Annotated in this window: 15 protein-coding genes; 9 read left to right on the forward strand and 6 right to left on the reverse strand. The window is 74.5% G+C overall.

Features of this window, described 5'->3' with window-relative positions; translation table 11 throughout:
• The 4 genes from ACWEO5_RS34210 to ACWEO5_RS34225 all read left to right on the forward strand — a co-directional run.
• Positions 1 to 1,094 (forward strand): FtsX-like permease family protein (locus ACWEO5_RS34210; RefSeq protein ID WP_452166006.1); only part of this gene is annotated, 1,094 nt, incomplete at its 5' end.
• 74 nt (positions 1,095 to 1,168) lie between these two features.
• Complete coding sequence (locus ACWEO5_RS34215; protein ID WP_452166007.1) at positions 1,169 to 1,513, forward strand: PadR family transcriptional regulator; 345 nt, start codon at positions 1,169 to 1,171, stop codon at positions 1,511 to 1,513.
• The gene (locus ACWEO5_RS34220; protein ID WP_452166008.1) at positions 1,510 to 2,457 is read left to right on the forward strand and encodes a hypothetical protein; all 948 of its coding nucleotides are present in this window, start codon (positions 1,510 to 1,512) and stop codon (positions 2,455 to 2,457) included. Before ACWEO5_RS34215 ends, ACWEO5_RS34220 begins: the two co-directional genes overlap by 4 nt.
• Before the next feature lie 102 nt (positions 2,458 to 2,559).
• A complete protein-coding gene (locus ACWEO5_RS34225; RefSeq protein WP_452166009.1) occupies positions 2,560 to 3,246 on the forward strand; it encodes a copper homeostasis protein CutC in 687 nt (228 codons plus the stop codon).
• A 32-nt stretch (positions 3,247 to 3,278) separates the two neighbouring features.
• Here ACWEO5_RS34225 and ACWEO5_RS34230 read toward each other — a convergent pair whose 3' ends face one another.
• Positions 3,279 to 5,351, reverse strand: a complete 2,073-nt coding sequence (locus ACWEO5_RS34230; RefSeq protein WP_452166010.1) for a HelD family protein — start codon at positions 5,349 to 5,351, stop codon at positions 3,279 to 3,281.
• 303 nt (positions 5,352 to 5,654) lie between these two features.
• Here ACWEO5_RS34230 and ACWEO5_RS34235 point away from each other — a divergent pair, with 303 nt between their 5' ends.
• Positions 5,655 to 5,828, forward strand: a complete 174-nt coding sequence (locus ACWEO5_RS34235; RefSeq protein WP_344555032.1) for a hypothetical protein — start codon at positions 5,655 to 5,657, stop codon at positions 5,826 to 5,828.
• 16 nt (positions 5,829 to 5,844) lie between these two features.
• On the opposite strand, the gene ACWEO5_RS34240 is transcribed toward ACWEO5_RS34235, so the two are convergent.
• The gene (locus ACWEO5_RS34240) at positions 5,845 to 7,473 is read right to left on the reverse strand and encodes a DNA repair helicase XPB (RefSeq protein WP_452166011.1); all 1,629 of its coding nucleotides are present in this window, start codon (positions 7,471 to 7,473) and stop codon (positions 5,845 to 5,847) included.
• A gap of 108 nt (positions 7,474 to 7,581) precedes the next feature.
• Here ACWEO5_RS34240 and ACWEO5_RS34245 point away from each other — a divergent pair, with 108 nt between their 5' ends.
• Positions 7,582 to 9,141: a recombinase family protein gene (locus ACWEO5_RS34245; protein ID WP_452166012.1), complete on the forward strand. Its 1,560-nt coding sequence runs from the start codon at positions 7,582 to 7,584 to the stop codon at positions 9,139 to 9,141.
• A 71-nt stretch (positions 9,142 to 9,212) separates the two neighbouring features.
• Positions 9,213 to 9,884, forward strand: a complete 672-nt coding sequence (locus ACWEO5_RS34250; RefSeq protein ID WP_452166013.1) for a hypothetical protein — start codon at positions 9,213 to 9,215, stop codon at positions 9,882 to 9,884.
• A 96-nt stretch (positions 9,885 to 9,980) separates the two neighbouring features.
• On the opposite strand, the gene ACWEO5_RS34255 is transcribed toward ACWEO5_RS34250, so the two are convergent.
• A complete protein-coding gene (locus ACWEO5_RS34255) occupies positions 9,981 to 10,169 on the reverse strand; it encodes a hypothetical protein (RefSeq protein WP_452166014.1) in 189 nt (62 codons plus the stop codon).
• Between the two features lie 338 nt (positions 10,170 to 10,507).
• Between ACWEO5_RS34255 and ACWEO5_RS34260 the strand changes: the two genes are divergently transcribed.
• Complete coding sequence (locus ACWEO5_RS34260; RefSeq protein WP_452166015.1) at positions 10,508 to 11,254, forward strand: helix-turn-helix domain-containing protein; 747 nt, start codon at positions 10,508 to 10,510, stop codon at positions 11,252 to 11,254.
• Here ACWEO5_RS34260 and ACWEO5_RS34265 read toward each other — a convergent pair.
• A complete protein-coding gene (locus ACWEO5_RS34265; RefSeq protein WP_452166016.1) occupies positions 11,251 to 11,751 on the reverse strand; it encodes a YcxB family protein in 501 nt (166 codons plus the stop codon). The genes ACWEO5_RS34260 and ACWEO5_RS34265 overlap by 4 nt on opposite strands.
• 321 nt (positions 11,752 to 12,072) lie before the next feature.
• Here ACWEO5_RS34265 and ACWEO5_RS34270 point away from each other — a divergent pair, with 321 nt between their 5' ends.
• Positions 12,073 to 12,354, forward strand: a complete 282-nt coding sequence (locus tag ACWEO5_RS34270; protein ID WP_030458111.1) for a hypothetical protein — start codon at positions 12,073 to 12,075, stop codon at positions 12,352 to 12,354.
• Between the two features lie 38 nt (positions 12,355 to 12,392).
• Here the strand turns inward: ACWEO5_RS34270 and ACWEO5_RS34275 are convergent, their stop codons facing one another.
• Together ACWEO5_RS34275 and ACWEO5_RS34280 are read right to left on the reverse strand one after the other, a co-directional pair.
• Complete coding sequence (locus ACWEO5_RS34275) at positions 12,393 to 14,885, reverse strand: helicase-associated domain-containing protein (RefSeq protein WP_452166017.1); 2,493 nt, start codon at positions 14,883 to 14,885, stop codon at positions 12,393 to 12,395.
• A 140-nt stretch (positions 14,886 to 15,025) separates the two neighbouring features.
• Positions 15,026 to 15,499, reverse strand: a complete 474-nt coding sequence (locus ACWEO5_RS34280; RefSeq protein ID WP_452166018.1) for a hypothetical protein — start codon at positions 15,497 to 15,499, stop codon at positions 15,026 to 15,028.
• Positions 15,500 to 15,658 lie beyond the last annotated feature (159 nt).

Below are 15,658 nucleotides of genomic sequence, written 5' to 3' on the forward strand. Positions count from 1 at the left end.
GCACCGCGCCCGCCGTCGCCGCCGTCCTCGCCGCGGTGGCCGGCGCCGTCGCGGTCGGCGTGCACTCCACCGGCGCCGAGCTCCAGGACCGCGCCGCCTACCGGCTGGAACAGCCCGTCGGCGCCGTCCGCCTCACCCTGCACGGGGACGGCGACACCATGCCGCAACTGCGCGCCGCCCTCCCGCAGGACCTGCCCGACCTCGGCGAACGCGCCGACCTCTACCAGGCCCAGTACGTGTTCTGCGAAGGCTGCGTGGGCGTCGTGTACGCCGAGGGCGGCCGGCGCTACGGCGAGGACGTCGCCGCCCCCGCCGTGGTCGGCGGCCCCGCCGCACTGCACAACCTGCTCGCGCTGCGCGACCAGGACGCCGACCGCGCGCTGCTCGCCGGGAAGGCCGTCGTCACCGACCCCTCCTACCTGCACGACGGTCGGGCCGTACTGCGGATGCAGGGCGGCGGCGGCGAGGTCAGGGAACTGCGGATCGACGCGCTGCTGGTCGAACGCCCCGCCGGGCAGCGCTACGCGCCGCTGGTGGTCGCCCCCGAGACGGTCCGCCGGCTCGGCCTGCGGGCCGCCCCGGCCGGCGCGGTCTGGCTGCCGGCCGCGCCGGTCGGCGAATGGGCCGAGCAGCGCGCCGCCGCGACCGTCGCCCGGCTCGCCCCGCACGCCGAGTTCGGCGTCGAACGCGGCTACGCCCCGCCGGGCAGCACGGTCCGGATCGCGCTGGGCGGCTTCGCCGCGCTGGTGGTGCTCGGCGCCGCCGTGGTCTCCACCGCGCTCGCCGCCGCCGACGCCCGCCGCGAACGCGCCCTGCTCGCCGCGATCGGCGCCCGCCCGCGCACCCGGCGCACCGTCGCCGGACTCCAGGCCGGACTGATCGCCCTGCTCGGCGCCCTGCTCGGCACCGTCAGCGGCTTCGTCCCCGCCCTCGCCCTGCTCCGCTCCCGGGCCTCCGGCGTCCTCGGCGGCCCCGCCGTCAGCCCCGCCGACGCCCCCTGGCCGACGATCGCCCTGCTCGCCCTGGGCCTGCCGCTGCTGGCCGGACTGCTCGGCGCGCTGCGGCGGGACGACCCTGCGGGGTGGCGGGGGTAGGAGGGGCTCCGGCCGTGGGGCGGGGAGCGGGAAGGGGTGGCACCGATAGGACGGTCGGCGATATATGTAGTCGCATGACTGAACGCGCCCTGCAGGAACCCACCCTGCTGCTGCTCACCGCCCTCGCGGACGCCCCCCGGCACGGGTACGCGCTGATCCAGGAGGTCGACGCGATCTCCGGGGGGCGGGTGAAGATGCGCACCGGCACCCTGTACGGCGCGCTCGACCGGCTGCTCCAGCAGGGCCTGATCGAGGTCGCCGCCGAGGAGGTCGTCGACGGCCGGGCCCGCCGCACCTACGCCCTCACCGGCGGCGGGCGCGACCTGCTCGCCACCGAGGCCGAACGCCTGCGCGCGGTCGCCGCCGAGGCCCAGCGCCGCCTCGGCGGCGCCACCGCGCCCCGGGGGGCCACCGCATGAGCGCGACCGTCCCCGGCGGGCCCCGTACCGGCGCCGCGCTGCGCGCCGCCCTCGCGCTCTACCCCGCCCGCTACCGCCGCGACCGGGGCGCCGAACTCGCCGAGGTGTTCGCCGACTCCACCGCCGGGGCCGGGCGCCTGGCCGCCGCCCGCGAGGCGCTCGACCTCGCCGGGTACGGGCTGCGACTGCGCACCGGGCTCACCTCCACCGCGCTCGGCGGCCGCCTGCTGGCCGCCGCCGCACCGCTGCTGGCCGGCGCCCTGGCCGGGCTGGTCGCGCTCCCCGGCGACACCCGCTCCTGGCGGGTCGCCGACGCGGCCCGCTCCGGGGTCGGCGTCCCCTGGCAGCGGCTGCCCGACAACCTGGCCCTGCTCGGCCTGACCGTCGTCCCCGTCCTGCTGGCCGTCGCCGCGGTGTTCGGCGCCTGGCGGGCGGCGCGGACGCTGGCCGGGACGGTCGTGCTGCTCGCCGCCGTCCGGCTCGGGGTCGTGGCGGTCACCGCCGCCGACGGCTGGCTGCTGCTGTGGCACGCCACCGCCCTGCTGCCCCACCTCGCCGCGGGCGCACTGCTCCTCGCCGCCCCCGCCGACCTGCTGGAACGGCCCGGCCGCCTGCTGGTCGCGGCCGGTGCGGGCACGGGCCTGCTGGTGGTGAAGGCCCAGGGCGGCTACGACAGCCGGCACCTGATGGACGGCTGGACGCCGCTGCTGCTCCTGCTCGTCCCGCTGCTGCTGGTGCTGTGCGCCGCCCGGGAGCGGCTGCTGCCCGCGGCGCTCGGCCTGGCCGTCCTGCCGCTGACCGCCTGGTACAGCCTGTTCTCGCTCTGGGAGCAGGTCGGCGGGGTGTGGCGGCTGGCGCCCGCGCTGGCCGCCGGTGCGGGAGCGCTGCTGCTGGCCGGGCGGGTGCTGGCGGGCCGTCAGGAGGGGCGGGCGAAGGTCTCCTAGCGGGACGAACGGGACACCGAAAGGACGCGAACGGAGGGCGAAGCGCGGCCGAACGGCGGAGGGGGCTCGCCCGGGGCCTGCCGATGTGGCAGGCTATCGGATATGTCTAGACCAATGTTCGAAGTCATCGCGCTGACCCCCCGGGACGCCCGGGCCGCCGAGTCGGGCGGCGCCGACCGCCTCGAACTGGTCACCGACATGGCAGCCGACGGACTCACCCCGTCCGTCGAGGACTTCGCCGCGATCCGCGCCGCCGTCGGCATCCCGCTGCGCGTCATGCTCCGCATCCGCGACGGCTTCACCCCCGGCGACCTCGACGACCTGCTCGCCCGCGCCGCCGCGCTGCGGGCCGAGGGCGCCGAGGAGTTCGTCCTCGGCTTCCTCACCCCCGACGGCGCCGTCGACCTCACCGCCACCCGGGCCGTCGCCGAGGCCGTCTCCGGCTGCCGCTGGACCTTCCACCGGGCCATCGACCACAGCGCCGACCGCTCCGAGGTCCGCGCCGCCGTCGCCGACCTCCCCGGCCTCGACACCTTCCTCACCTCCGGCGCGGCCGCCGGCGTCGACGCGGGCCGCGAGGTCCTGACCGGCGAACTCGCCAAGTCCGGCGAGCCCGGCTACCGCCAGCGGATCCTGGTCGGCGGCGGCCTGCGCGCCGAACACGTCCCCGAGCTCCTCGCCGCCGGGTTCGACGCCTTCCACATCGGCGGCGCGGTCCGCGAGGGCGGCTGGGCGGGCGAGGTCGACCCGGCGAAGGTCGCGCACTGGCGCGAGCTCATCGGCACCTGAACCCGCGGGGAGCCGCGCTCGGCGCCTTCTGCCTAACTCGCCCCGAGTTCCGCCGGCAGCGGCTGCGCGTGGAGGACCGTCAGGCCGGAGACCGCGCGGGTCAGGGAGACGTAGAGGCGGCGCAGGCCGGTGCGGTGGTCGGGTTCGCCGGCCACGATCGCGGCGGGTTCGTCGAGGACCACGTGGTCGTACTCCAGGCCCTTGGCGAGGGAGGCCGGGACGAGGGTGAGGCGGGCCTCGGCGGTGGTCTCGGTGCCCGGGTCGAGGAAGGGCAGCCCCGCGGTTCCGAGCGCCGCGGCGAGGTCCGGGATCCGGGCGTCGGCGGCGATCAGGCCGACCGAGCCCTCGTGCCGGAGGGCGTCGCGGCAGGCGTCCAGGACGGCGGCGTCGAGCCCGTCCGGGACGTGCCGCAGGACGAGCGAGCCGGGCAGGTCGCGGACCGAGGTGGCGGGGGCCAGGCCGGGAGCGATCGCGGGGAGGAGCCGGGAGGCGTAGGCGATGACCTCGCCGGGGACGCGGAAGCCCTGGGTGAGCTCCTCGACGTGCGCGCCGTCCTTGCCGAGGTGGTGCAGGGCCTCCTGCCAGCTGCCGGTGGCCCACGGGGTGGTGCCCTGGGCGAGGTCGCCGAGGACGGTCGCGGAGCCGGTGGTGCAGCGGCGGCCGACGGCCCGGTACTGCATGGGGGAGAGGTCCTGGGCCTCGTCGACGACCACGTGGCCGAGCGAGGGGGTGCGGTGCACCAGGTCCGCGGCCTCGTCGATCAGGACGGCGTCGGCGGCGGACCAGGGCGCGGTGCGGGCGCTGCGCGGGGGCTCGGCCCAGAGCAGGGCGGCCTGCTCCTCGGCGTCGAGGAGGCCGTCGGCGGCGGTGGCGAGGAACTCCGGGTCGCTGAGCAGCCGGTGCACCAGCTTGACCGGGTCGACGGCGGGCCAGCACGCCTTGACGGTGGCCTTGACCGCGGCGTTGCGGGCGACGGCGTCCTGCACCCGGTCGTCGGGGGCCTCGCCGCCCTGCTCCATCTTGACCAGGACGGCGTGCGCGATCCGCTGCGGGAGGGCCTCCAGCGCGGCCCCGTAGCGGATCTCGCGGCCCGCCAACTCCCGGATGATCTCTTCGAGTTCGTACGCGGGGACGCGCCAGCGGCGGGAGCCGCGGACGACCACGCAGGGCTCGCCGGGCACGGTGATCCCGGCCCGGACGGCGTTGCGCAGGACCCGGGCCATCCGGGCGTCGCCCTTGATCCGGGCGGTGCCGGCGCTGTCGGTGCCGCGGATCTCGACGTGGCCGACGAGTTCCTGCACGGTGGCCTGGGCGACGTCCAGCTCGCCGAGGGCGGGCAGCACCTGCTCGATGTACTGCAGGAAGGAGCGGTTCGGGCCGACCACCAGGGTGCCGGTGCGGGCCAGGCGCTCGCGGTGCGCGTACAGCAGGTAGGCGACGCGGTGCAGGCCGACGGCGGTCTTCCCGGTGCCGGGGGCGCCCTGGACGCAGACGGTGCCGGTGACGTCGGCGCGGACGATCTCGTCCTGCTCGGGCTGGATGGTGGCGACGATGTCGCGCATCGGGCCGACGCGGGGCTTCTCGATCTCGGCGGCGAGCAGGGCCGAGCGGCTGTCGGCCTCGTCCGGGTCGGAGAGGTTCTCGTCCTCGTAGGCGGTCAGCTCGCCGCCGGTGTAGCCGAAGCGGCGGCGCTTGGCGACGTCCATCGGCTCGGTGCGGCTGGCCCGGTAGAACGGCTGGGAGACCGGGGCGCGCCAGTCGATCACCATCGGGTCGCCGCCGGCGTCGTGCACGTGGCGGCGGCCGATGTAGAAGCGCTCGCCGCCGCCGCCCTCGGACTCGGCCTCGCTGATCGCGTGCAGGTAGTCCAGGCGGCCGAAGAACAGCGGGGTGTGCGCGAGGTCGGCGAGGGCCCTGATCCGTTCGTCGACCTGCTTCTGCAGCACCTGGGCGGAGACCCAGGTGCCGGTGACGTCGCGCAGGTCGAGCGCCTCGACGTCCTCGCGCATCGCCTTCAGCGCGGCCCGGGAGGCGGCCAGGTGGGAGCGCTCGCGGTCGAGCGGACCGGGGGCGGCGGACGCGTCGGTGGGGGCGGGGGAGTGCACGGCTGACCTTCCCGGCCGCCCGGCACGGGGGCGGCGGACTCGTCTGGGCTCACGGTGACAAGGACACCGGCCGGTTGCCGAACGGCCGGCACTCCCACGGCTGCCGGAGTCGGCGGCACCACGGTTCGGGAGGGGCAGACGGACGATCCTAGACCCGCCGCCGCCCGGGGGCGAATCCTTTTCCTCCGGGTTCCCCGGGGATCGGGGTAGGGGGGCCGTACACCCGCAGGACGAGACGCGCCACCGCAGGCTCGGGCCTTTCGGCTGATGTGTGTGCCCGGTTCGTGAACCTACCGTGGAGACATGACCACCGAACGAGTGAACCCGCAGGCCAAGGGCGCCCCCCGCGTCCACGGCGCGCACCCGGCCGAGGAGCGCCGCCGCCACCCCGTCGCCAACGCCGTCCGCAACGTCGGCATCGTGCTCGACACCGCCGCGCGCGTCCTGTTCCTCGGGCGCGACGGCGTCAAGCTCTGACCGACCGCCACGCCGGCTACAGGTCGTCCGCGTCGACGATCCGGTACGCGTAGCCCTGCTCCGCCAGGAAGCGCTGGCGGTGCGCCGCGAAGTCCTGGTCGACGGTGTCCCGGGCGACCACCGAGTAGAAGTGCGCCGCGTGCCCGTCCGCCTTCGGGCGCAGCACCCGGCCCAGCCGCTGGGCCTCCTCCTGGCGGGAGCCGAAGGTGCCCGAGACCTGGATCGCCACGGTGGCCTCCGGCAGGTCGATCGAGAAGTTCGCGACCTTCGAGACCACCAGCACGCCGATCTCCTTCGACCGGAACGCGTCGAACAGCTTCTCCCGCTGCGCGTTCGAGGTCTCGCCCTTGATCACCGGGGCGCCGAGCGCCTCGCCGAGCTCGTCCAGCTGGTCGATGTACTGGCCGATCACCAGGGTCTGGTCGCCCGCGTGCTTCTCCACCAGCCGCTCCACCACCCGGCGCTTGGTCGCCGTGGTCGAGCAGAACCGGTACTTCTCCTCCGGCTCGGCCGTCGCGTACGCCAGCCGCTCGGAGTCGGTCAGCGTCACCCGGACCTCGCAGCAGTCGGCGGGCGCGATGTAGCCCTGCGCCTCGATCTCCTTCCACGGGGCGTCGAACCGCTTCGGGCCGATCAGCGAGAACACGTCGCCCTCCCGGCCGTCCTCGCGCACCAGCGTCGCGGTCAGGCCGAGCCGGCGGCGGGCCTGCAGGTCCGCGGTGAACTTGAACACCGGCGCGGGCAGCAGGTGCACCTCGTCGTAGACCACCAGGCCCCAGTTGCGGGCGTCGAACAGCTCCAGGTGCGCGTACACGCCCTTCCGCTTGGTCGTCATCACCTGGTACGTGGCGATGGTGACCGGGCGGATCTCCTTGCGGGTGCCGCTGTACTCGCCGATCTCGTCCTCGGTCAGCGAGGTGCGCTTCACCAGCTCGTGCTTCCACTGCCGGGCCGAGACGGTGTTCGTCACCAGGATCAGCGTCGTCGACTTGGCCTCCGCCATCGCCGCCGCGCCCACCAGCGTCTTGCCCGCGCCGCAGGGCAGCACCACCACGCCCGAGCCGCCGTGCCAGAAGCCGTCCACCGCGTGCCGCTGGTACGGGCGCAGCTGCCAGCCGTCCTCGCGCAGGTCGATCGGGTGCGCCTCGCCGTCCACGTACCCGGCGTGGTCCTCGGCCGGCCAGCCCAGCTTCAGCAGCACCTGCTTGATCTGCCCGCGCTCCGAGGGGTGCACCGCCACGGTGTCCGGGTCGATCCGGGCCCCCACCAGCGGGACGATCTTCTTCGAGCGCAGCACCTCCTCCAGCACCGGCCGGTCGGTGGTGGTCAGCACCAGCCCGTGCACCGGGTGCTTCTGCAGCTGCAGCCGCCCGTAGCGCGCCATGGTGTCCGCGACGTCCACCAGCAGGGCGTGCGGCACCGGGTAGCGCGAGTACTCCACCAGCGCGTCCACCACCTGCTCCGCGTCGTGCCCCGCGGCCCGCGCGTTCCACAGCCCCAGCGGCGTCACCCGGTACGTGTGCACGTGCTCCGGCGCCCGCTCCAGCTCGGCGAACGGCGCGATCACCCGCCGGCACTCCGCCGCCCGCGGGTGGTCGATCTCCAACAGCAGCGTCTTGTCGCTCTGGACGATCAAGCAGGACACACATACCTCCGTGGATAGGATCGCCAGGTGACAGAGACAACCACTGCCACTGCTCGGGCCATGCCCCGTGCCCGTCGCCGGAAGGGCGTTCCGGCCAGCGCACCCGGAATGCGCGCAGCCCTCTATGTTCGCCTATCGCGCGAGACCGAGGAAACCACGTCCCCCGAGCGTCAGCGGGCAGCCTGCGAGGCACTGTGCGAAGCCCGGGGATGGACTGTCGTGATGGTCGAGGACGACATCGACGTGTCCGGTTTCTCGCGCGGACTGGAGCGTCCGGGACTCCAGCGCATTCTTTCGAGGCTACCCGAGCTCGATGTGGTGGTGTTCTTCAAGATCGACCGTCTCGCGCGCTCCACGGTGGACTTCGCCGAGATCATGCGGATCACCGAGGCGCAGGGCGTGGCGCTGGCGTCGGCGACCGAACCGCTGGACCTCACGTCGTCTATGGGGCGCGCCATGGCGAAGGTGATCGCCGTCTTCGCGGAGCTGGAGTCGGACACGATCGGGATGCGCGTCTCCAGCGCCCATGAACACCTGCGCCGCGAAGGCCGCTACACCGGGGGACGGGTGCCGTACGGGTACCGCGTCGTCCCGAACCCGGACGGTGCGGGCAAGGTGCTGGAGGTCAACCCGGAGGAGGCCAGGACGGTCCACGGGATCGTGGAACGCATCCTGGCCAAGGACTCCCTGATGACCGTCGCGGTGGACCTGACGAAGGCGGGCGTACCCTCGCCCGGCCACAGCTCACGGCAGACCACCGGGAAGCGGAGCGACTCGAAGAAGTGGTACACGACCACGCTGCGCAGCCTGCTCACCAACCCGCAGTTGCTCGGTCAGGTGATCGAGGACGGGAAGCCCATCCTGCGGACCGACGGCCTGCCGCTGGTCAGCCGCCCACCCATCCTCGACATGGACACCTGGCAGGCCCTCCAGGACGAACTGACGCGGCGCGCCAACCCCGGTGACCGGCGGCGGGAAGGGACGTCGCTGTTGCGCGGCGTCGCGCACTGCGCGCTGTGCGGCTTCCGGATGTACACCTTCGTCGCGCGCGGCCGCGTCCGGTACCGCTGCATCGGTCGCCTGAAGAAGCGCCAGGGCGGCGAGCAGATCGACTGCTACGGCGTGAGCATCGCCGGTGAGGCGATGGAAGACCACGTGGAGGCGCAGTTCCTCACGTCGTTCGGTCGGCTCGCCGTGGTGCGGATGGTCGAGCACGCCGGAGAGGACTTCCGGCCGCAGATCAGGCAGGTCCGGGAAGCACTGGCCGACCTTGAGGCGGACCGGTACGACCGTGGCCTGTTCAAGGGGGAGGACGGCGCGAACCGCTTTGCCGCGCAGTACGCCAAGCTCGAAGAGCGCATCGCCTCACTGGAGGACAAGCAGCGCCACGCCAAGCCCGCCGGGGTCACGGCGGTCCCGACCGGGCTGACGCACGCACAGCAGTGGAAGGCGGCCGACACGGCGGGCAAGCGGGACCTCCTGCTGAACGCGGGGACGTATGTCGAGGTCTCGCCCGCGAAGAAGGGCGGTCGCAGGCTCGACACGTCCCGCCTGGCGGTCCACTTCGGCATGGACGGACAGATCCGGCGTGCCGACGCAGAGGGCAGGGACGTGGAAGAGGCGATCCGCGAGCAGGTGCAACGGGAGGCCGCAGACGCGGACTGGTAGTCCTGCCGTGATCTGCTCGGCCCCGTTCGACCCTTGCTGGTCGGGCGGGGCTTCTTCGTACCGTGGGACTCTTGGGCAAGTACATGGATGACGCGCTCGCTCGCCGGGCGCGGGAGGCTTCCGCTCACGTGGCCTCGTGGCAGGGGGAACCGGCCGTGCCGTTCGCCTGGAGCGGGGCGCGATGGGAGACGCCGGCCGGGCAGTGGCGCGACCTGCCGCTGATCCGTCGGGGCATGGGCGAGTGGTTGGCGAACCTGGCGGGGTGGCTGCGGTACGAGAACTACGAAGCCATGACACTCGCCGAGCGAAAGGCCAAGCTGGAGTGGGACGCGAGGAACTACGAACTGAACGCGCGCACCACCTTCACGGACCCGGGTGCGAATACGTACGCGCTGCGCCAGGCCGCCGCGCTACGCGGTCAGGCTGCGGAGACCGACGTTCCGCCGATGACCGTGGAACTGGTGGAGATCGAGGCTTTCCCGTGTCTGGGCGAGGAAAGCAAGGCGCTGCGGAAGTTCGCCCCGGTGCCCGCTGGCGATCCCGGCTCCGGCTCGCCGTGCGTCTCCTGGGTGTGCCGCCGTTTTTTGGGTGAGACGGTCATGGGCGGTGGTCGTAGTAGACAGCCCATAGGTGCCCGTGGCCGCTGGATGATCCCCGGTGTCCGTACTGGTCCGACTCCCCCAGGACGGAGAGCACTTCGAGCTGGTCCACCTCGCTGTCTTCGGCGTGCACGGGAAGCCTGATGCGAACCCCTTCGGGGACTTCTGTCACCTGCACCTCCGCACCCGTCAGCACTGCCAACCGCGATGCCGCTTCCCAGACCCGGCGGTACGCCTCCGTCATCGTTCCTCCGCCGTGTGCTCCGGCGGGGCCAACTCCTCCAGCGCGGTGATGCCTTCGCGCCCGTCCCACAGGTGCCGGACGAACACCCCGCAGGCGTGCACCGCCATCACCCGCACCGCCCGGCCGGAGCGCCGATCGTAGGCTTCCTGGCCCTCTCCGGGCTCCCAGTGCTCAGGAGTGCTCATCCGCCCACCTCTCGGCGGCTCCGAAGAACGGGAACACCAGCGGTTCGCCGTCGGCGCCGGCTACGGGGTTGTCGGTATCGGCGCAGTCGACCAACCCCCAGAGGTCCACGACCAGCGCACCGGGCTCCGCCGGTACGGGCACCACTCTGTAGCACTGCCGGGATGCTGTCGGCATGGGCCGCTCCTCCGTCCGCTCGGTCTGCTTCCGCGCCCACACTGGCGCGCGCTATCGGACGAAAGCGGCACGTACGCAGGACAGTTGGGCCGTCGCGGCAGTAGGTTCGGAAAAGGCCCAAACGTCCCTGGGGGAAGTCTTGAACGCTGCCTTACGATCGGCTATGTCCGCCGCTGGCCTTTCACCACGTCAGTTGGCGGGCCGGGTAGGGGTGTCGGGCAAGACCGTCGAACGGTGGCTGTCGGACAGCCGGCTGATCCCCCACGCCCGCAACCGCGAGGATGCCGCCGAGGCGCTGGGAGTTGACTCAACGATGGTGTGGCCGAAGGCAGTTCGGGACGCGCTCAAGACCGGCCCAGACCGGGAGATCATCCGCAGCTACCCGTACCGGTCCTCCTGCCCCTCCACCGTGTGGGGGGGCCTGATCAAGAGCGCCCGGACGGATCTCTACTTCGCCGGTTACACCAACTACTTCCTGTGGCTGGAACAGCCCAACCTGGTCGAGAGCCTGCGGCGGAAGGTGGAGGCCGGGTGCCGCGTGCGGTTCCTGCTCGGCGACCCCGACGGTGAGGTGACCCGGCAGCGGGAAGCGATCGAGGACGTGGCCCTGACGGTCTCCACGCGCATCAGGATCACCCTGGAGCACCTGGCCCGCCTCGGGCCCCTGGAGGGCCTGGAAGCCCGCTTCTCGGCCCCGCAGGACGCCATGAACCACGTCAGCCTGTCCGTGTTTCGGTTCGACCGTGACGCCTTGGTCACGCCGCACCTCGCCCGGCTGGTGGGCCACGACTCCCCGCTGATGCACCTGCGCGGGCAGGAGAAGGACGGCATGTGGTCCCGGTTCACCGACCACGCCGAAGAGCTCTGGGAACGGGGGCGTCCCTGCCTTCGGGGCGAGGGCGTTGCCTAAGCGACCGCTCGTCCACGGTTGACTGAGGAGACGAAGTCGGCCAGCTCGGCTCGCTGTTCGGCGGTCAGGTGCCGCTTGAGGATCATCGTCACGGCCCGCTTGTCCTGGCGCAGGAAGAGGTAGTCGGGGGTGTCCTCGATCTTCGGGAAGAGGCTCCAGGCGAACTCGGCCGTGTTCGTGTCGCGGTGGATGCGGATGGCCTCGGGCGTGAGCGTGACCTCGGTGGTTCCGGCGAAGGCCGGCATCGCCTTCCGGTAGCTCCGGTTCGTCCCCAGGGTGAGCCGGTAGGCCCAGAGCGCGGCCATGGTCAGGGGCCACAGACCGAACAGGTAGAACCAGGGCTCGTCGCCGAAAGCGGCGCTCGCTTCCATGAGCCCGGCGCAGACGACCAGGATCCCGGCGCCCACCCACACCAACCGGCGGCGTCCACGGTGGGCGAGGACCATGCCTCGGTGCAGATCGTCGTAGCTGATCTGGTAGGACGTGGTGATGTGCACGGCGCTGCTCCCGGGGACGATGGTCCGGGGAGCTTAGGGGTGATCGCCTGTTCGATCAAGGTGGGGTGGAGTCGAGCGGCCTGCGTCGCTGGCGTGTCGGAAGAGTTGGCTTCTACGATGCGCATCGGGCTTGATGGCTTGCACGATCAGCGGTCCGTCCACGCCTGTGCATCCCCTTCCGCGCGGGCCAAACCTCCAGTGTGCCGCATCGGCCCGGCGGTCGGGGGCGGTGGTCCGGGGCGGCCGGGGCTGCGGGGGCGCGCGGCGGAAGCGGGGGCGTCGCGGCAGTGACCCGGGCCGGGCTCGCTCGTTGGGCAGGGCATGATCAAGCCCAACCGATTCCTGGCCGGCCTGGCGCTCTCCGGCGCGGCCCTCGCCACCGCCCTCGGGGCGGCGCCCGCCCACGCCGCCGACACCGAGGCCATGGCCCTCGACCAGGTCGCCGACATCGGCCAGCCCGGCGGCCTGATCGGCACCGTGGCCTTCACCGGCACCGGCCTGCTGACGGGCGTCGAGCCGAAGATGCCGGACCCGCACGCGATCGTGGACGAGGCGAAGAAGCAGAAGGCCGAAGAGGACGCGAAGCAGCACGCGGGCAAGTAGCCCGGAGCGGGGCCGGGGCGGCGGCCGCGCCCCGGCGGCTACTCCTCGACCTCGGCGACGCCGGTGATCCGGTGCAGCGCGAAGGTGCGCACCCCGTCGGAGAGGTGGTCGTGGGCGGTGACGAAGCCGCCCTCGACCTTCACCGGGTCGATGACCCGCTGGGAGGAGAGCCCTTCCGCGTTGATGTAGCCGATCCACATCCGCTCGCCGAGCAGCACGGCGGTCTGCAGGGCGGCCAGCGTGTCGGCGGCGGCCGTGCGCGGCACGGCGCTGTGCGCGGCGGGTCCGGCCACGGCGTCCTTGCGGACGGCGGTCGCGGCCCGGTCGCCGGCCCGGATGGCGCGGACGGCGGCGGTCAGCAGGGCGTCGTCGGGGCGGGCCGGGCCGTCGGGGACGGGCAGCGGCGCGGTGCGCGGCGGGGTGCGGCGGCTGTCGGGGCGGGTGATGACCACGTCGCCCTCGGCGGACTCCGCGGCGGGCGCGTAGCCCATGGTGCGCAGCACGGCGAGCAGCGTCTCCGGCCCGGCCTGGGCGGCGAGCACGGTGGGGGCGAGCAGCCGCAGCCGCAGTTCGGCGGCGCGCCGGTCGGCGAGCACCTCGCCGAGCAGCCGTGGGTCGTCGCAGCGCAGGTAGGAGGAGGCCGCGCCGACCCGCAGGATGCCGTGTCGGCGGGCCACGTCGTCGATCAGGTAGGCGAGCGGCTGCGGGACGGGCGTGCGGGAGTGCTGGGCCAGGAACGCCTGCAGGTCGGCGGCGGTGCGCCCGGCGTCGAGGGCGCGGCGGACCGAGTCGGGGGTGAAGCGGTAGACGGTCGCGCCGCCCTTGGACTCGATGTCGGCGGCCAGTGCGAGCGCCTGGGCGAGCGGGGTGAGCAGCGGGCCGGGGGCGATCGCGGTCAGGTCCGGCTGCAGGATGACGTGGTCGAGCGGCTCGGGCAGCAGCGGGGCCAGCACGGGCGCCGGGTCGGCGCCGTCGAGGAGGGCGCGGGCGGGGGAGGCGAGGGCGCCGCGCCCGGTGACGCCGAGCAGTTCGGCCTCGTGCAGCGTCCAGTCGGTGAGCTGGTCGCGCAGGTCGCGGCCGTCGGGGCCGGTGGGCCCGCCGCGCAGCGGTCGGTGCCAGCGCAGGGCGGGCAGCAGGGCGTCCGCGGACGCGGCGGTGCCGGGCGGGAGCTCGGCCAGCCGGGTCAGCGCGGCGCGGCGCACGGACGGGGCCAGGGTGCGGTCGAGCTCGGGGCCGAGCGCGGCGCGCGGGCGGCCCTTGCCGTCGGGGGTGCCGGTGAGCCGGCCGATCCGGGTGGCGGCGAGCCAGGCGCGGGCGAGCAGCGTCCAGCGTTCGGCGGTGTCCTGCTGGAGCCAGGCGTCGTACGCGGGGGTCGGGGCCCAGACCTCGTCGACCTCGCCGTCGGGGGCCAGCAGGCCCGCGGTGTGGGCGAGTTCGATCCAGAACGCGGCGTCCGCCTCGGAGCCCTCCAGCAGGGCGGCGGCGCGCTTGAGGTCGCGCACGCCCAGGCCGCCGGCCCGCAGGGTGGGCGGCGGGGTGAGGCTCCAGGACTCCAGTAGTTCCTCGACGGTGCGGACGGCGGTGCCGGCCTGTCCGGCGGCGGTGCGGTCGGTGCCGGCCGGGTCGCGTTCGACGACCGGGGCGACGGCGGGCGGCGCCGGGTCGACGGTGCGGTGGGTGCGGCCGCCGCGCAGGTGCAGGGCGAGCTCGCGGGGCAGCACCACGGAGGTGGGGCTGGAGGGCAGCAGCAGGCCGCGGGCGAGCAGCCACTCGACCGGGCTGCGGGCCTCCTCGGCGGTGACCTGCCGGGCGGCGTCCGGCACGGTGCCGGTGGGCGGCCCCCAGACCAGGCGCTCCAGCAGGCCGAGGGCGGCGGGCGGGGCCTGGTCGAGCAGCGCGCCCAGCCGCTTGCGGTCGCCGAGCAGGGCGGTGAGCGCGGCGACGGCGGTGACCGGGTCGGGGGTGGGTGGCAGGCCGGTGCCGGCCAGCAGCTGCTGCAGCCGGGCGGGCGACATGCCGGCGGTGGCCTCGGCGAAGGTCGGGCCGAGACCGGTCCGGCCGGGGTTGAGCGCGCTGGGGGCGAGCGCCTCGCGGACGGCCAGCACCAGGCGCAGCGCGGAGTCCGGACCCCACAGCAGGGCCTGCTCGCGCAGCCGGTCGAGCGCGGCGGGGAGGGCGGCGGTGACGGCGGCCCGGTCGACGGGCTCGGCGCCGGGGTGCGGCTTGACCCGGGCGGGCCCGGTCAGCAGGCCGCGCACCGCGGCCTCGGAGGCGCCCTCGGGGGCGGCGGCGAGCGCCTCGGCGACCTGCAGGGTGAACCGGTCGAGCCGTTCCAGGGCGCGCAGCACGGACGCCCGGCTGGAGAGCCGTGCGGACAGCTGGGTGAGGTCGGTCGGCACCGGGTTCAGCAGGTCCGGGCGGGCCCGGAGCAGCGCGGCCACGGCCTCGTCCCCCCGGCCGCGGAGTTCCTCGGCCAGGGTGCGGGGGGCGGTGGCGCGGGTGGCGCGCGGCGCGCTCTGCGGTGCGGTCATCCGGTCCAGACTAGTCAACGCCTCCGGTCGCGGCCCAGAACGGCGGCGGAACTCGGGGTGAACCGGTGCCCGCCGGGCAGTGCGGAGGGCACCGCCGGGCAGGGTCGGGGAGGCCGTCGGGCGGTGCCGGGGGCGTCCGCTCAGCAGCGCCGGGCGTGCCGGGCCCAGCTGTCGGGCGGTGCGGCGAGGGCGCGTTCCACGGCCCACCGGACGCCCTCGGCGAGCGCGGTGACGGCGGCCACCGGGTCGTCGAAGGCGCGCTCGGGGAGTTCGTGGACGCGGTGCGACCCGCAGTCGACGGGTGCCGCGCAGCGCACGGCGGTCCGGACGGACAGCTCCCAGGGCGGCCCGGGCAGCGGGTGCCATTCGAGCGGGTCGCGGGGGGCGTCCAGTTCGGCCTCGCACCACAGGCCGGGCCCCTCCGCGTACCCGGACAGCCCGCACGGCCCGGCCGGCAGTTCGTGCCAGCTCAACTGCCAGTCGCCGCCGAAGCGTTCGGCGAAGTCGCGGAGCGTCCCGGCGGCGGCGCGCAGCGGTGGCAGCAGGGCTGACGGGTCGTCGAGGGCGGGGAACAGGCGGCGCGGGTCGCCCTCGTCCCAGCGGATCGTTCGCACGGTGGGCAGTGTGCCAGGGCCGGACGGGGCTCGCTTCGGGAGGGTGCGGGTGGGTACCGTCTCGGTGGGCGGGTTCGTGGACGTGAGGGCGGGTGGCGGGGCGATGGCGGGCGGCTCCTGGTGGCGCGAGGGCGGACCGGCGGACGGTGCGGAGGGCGG

This window comes from Kitasatospora sp. NPDC004272 (genome assembly GCF_053603035.1).

Excerpts from the sequence above, each read along its gene's own strand:
- ACWEO5_RS34270 (WP_030458111.1), top strand. The coding sequence starts at position 12,073 with ATGATCAAGCCCAACCGATTCCTGGCCGGCCTGGCGCTCTCCGGCGCG.
- ACWEO5_RS34225 (WP_452166009.1), top strand. The coding sequence starts at position 2,560 with ATGTCTAGACCAATGTTCGAAGTCATCGCGCTGACCCCCCGGGACGCC.
- ACWEO5_RS34275 (WP_452166017.1), bottom strand. The coding sequence starts at position 14,885 with ATGACCGCACCGCAGAGCGCGCCGCGCGCCACCCGCGCCACCGCCCCC.
- ACWEO5_RS34245 (WP_452166012.1), top strand. The coding sequence starts at position 7,582 with ATGCGCGCAGCCCTCTATGTTCGCCTATCGCGCGAGACCGAGGAAACC.
- ACWEO5_RS34235 (WP_344555032.1), top strand. The coding sequence starts at position 5,655 with ATGACCACCGAACGAGTGAACCCGCAGGCCAAGGGCGCCCCCCGCGTC.
- ACWEO5_RS34215 (WP_452166007.1), top strand. The coding sequence starts at position 1,169 with ATGACTGAACGCGCCCTGCAGGAACCCACCCTGCTGCTGCTCACCGCC.
- ACWEO5_RS34220 (WP_452166008.1), top strand. The coding sequence starts at position 1,510 with ATGAGCGCGACCGTCCCCGGCGGGCCCCGTACCGGCGCCGCGCTGCGC.
- ACWEO5_RS34260 (WP_452166015.1), top strand. The coding sequence starts at position 10,508 with ATGTCCGCCGCTGGCCTTTCACCACGTCAGTTGGCGGGCCGGGTAGGG.
- ACWEO5_RS34255 (WP_452166014.1), bottom strand. The coding sequence starts at position 10,169 with ATGAGCACTCCTGAGCACTGGGAGCCCGGAGAGGGCCAGGAAGCCTAC.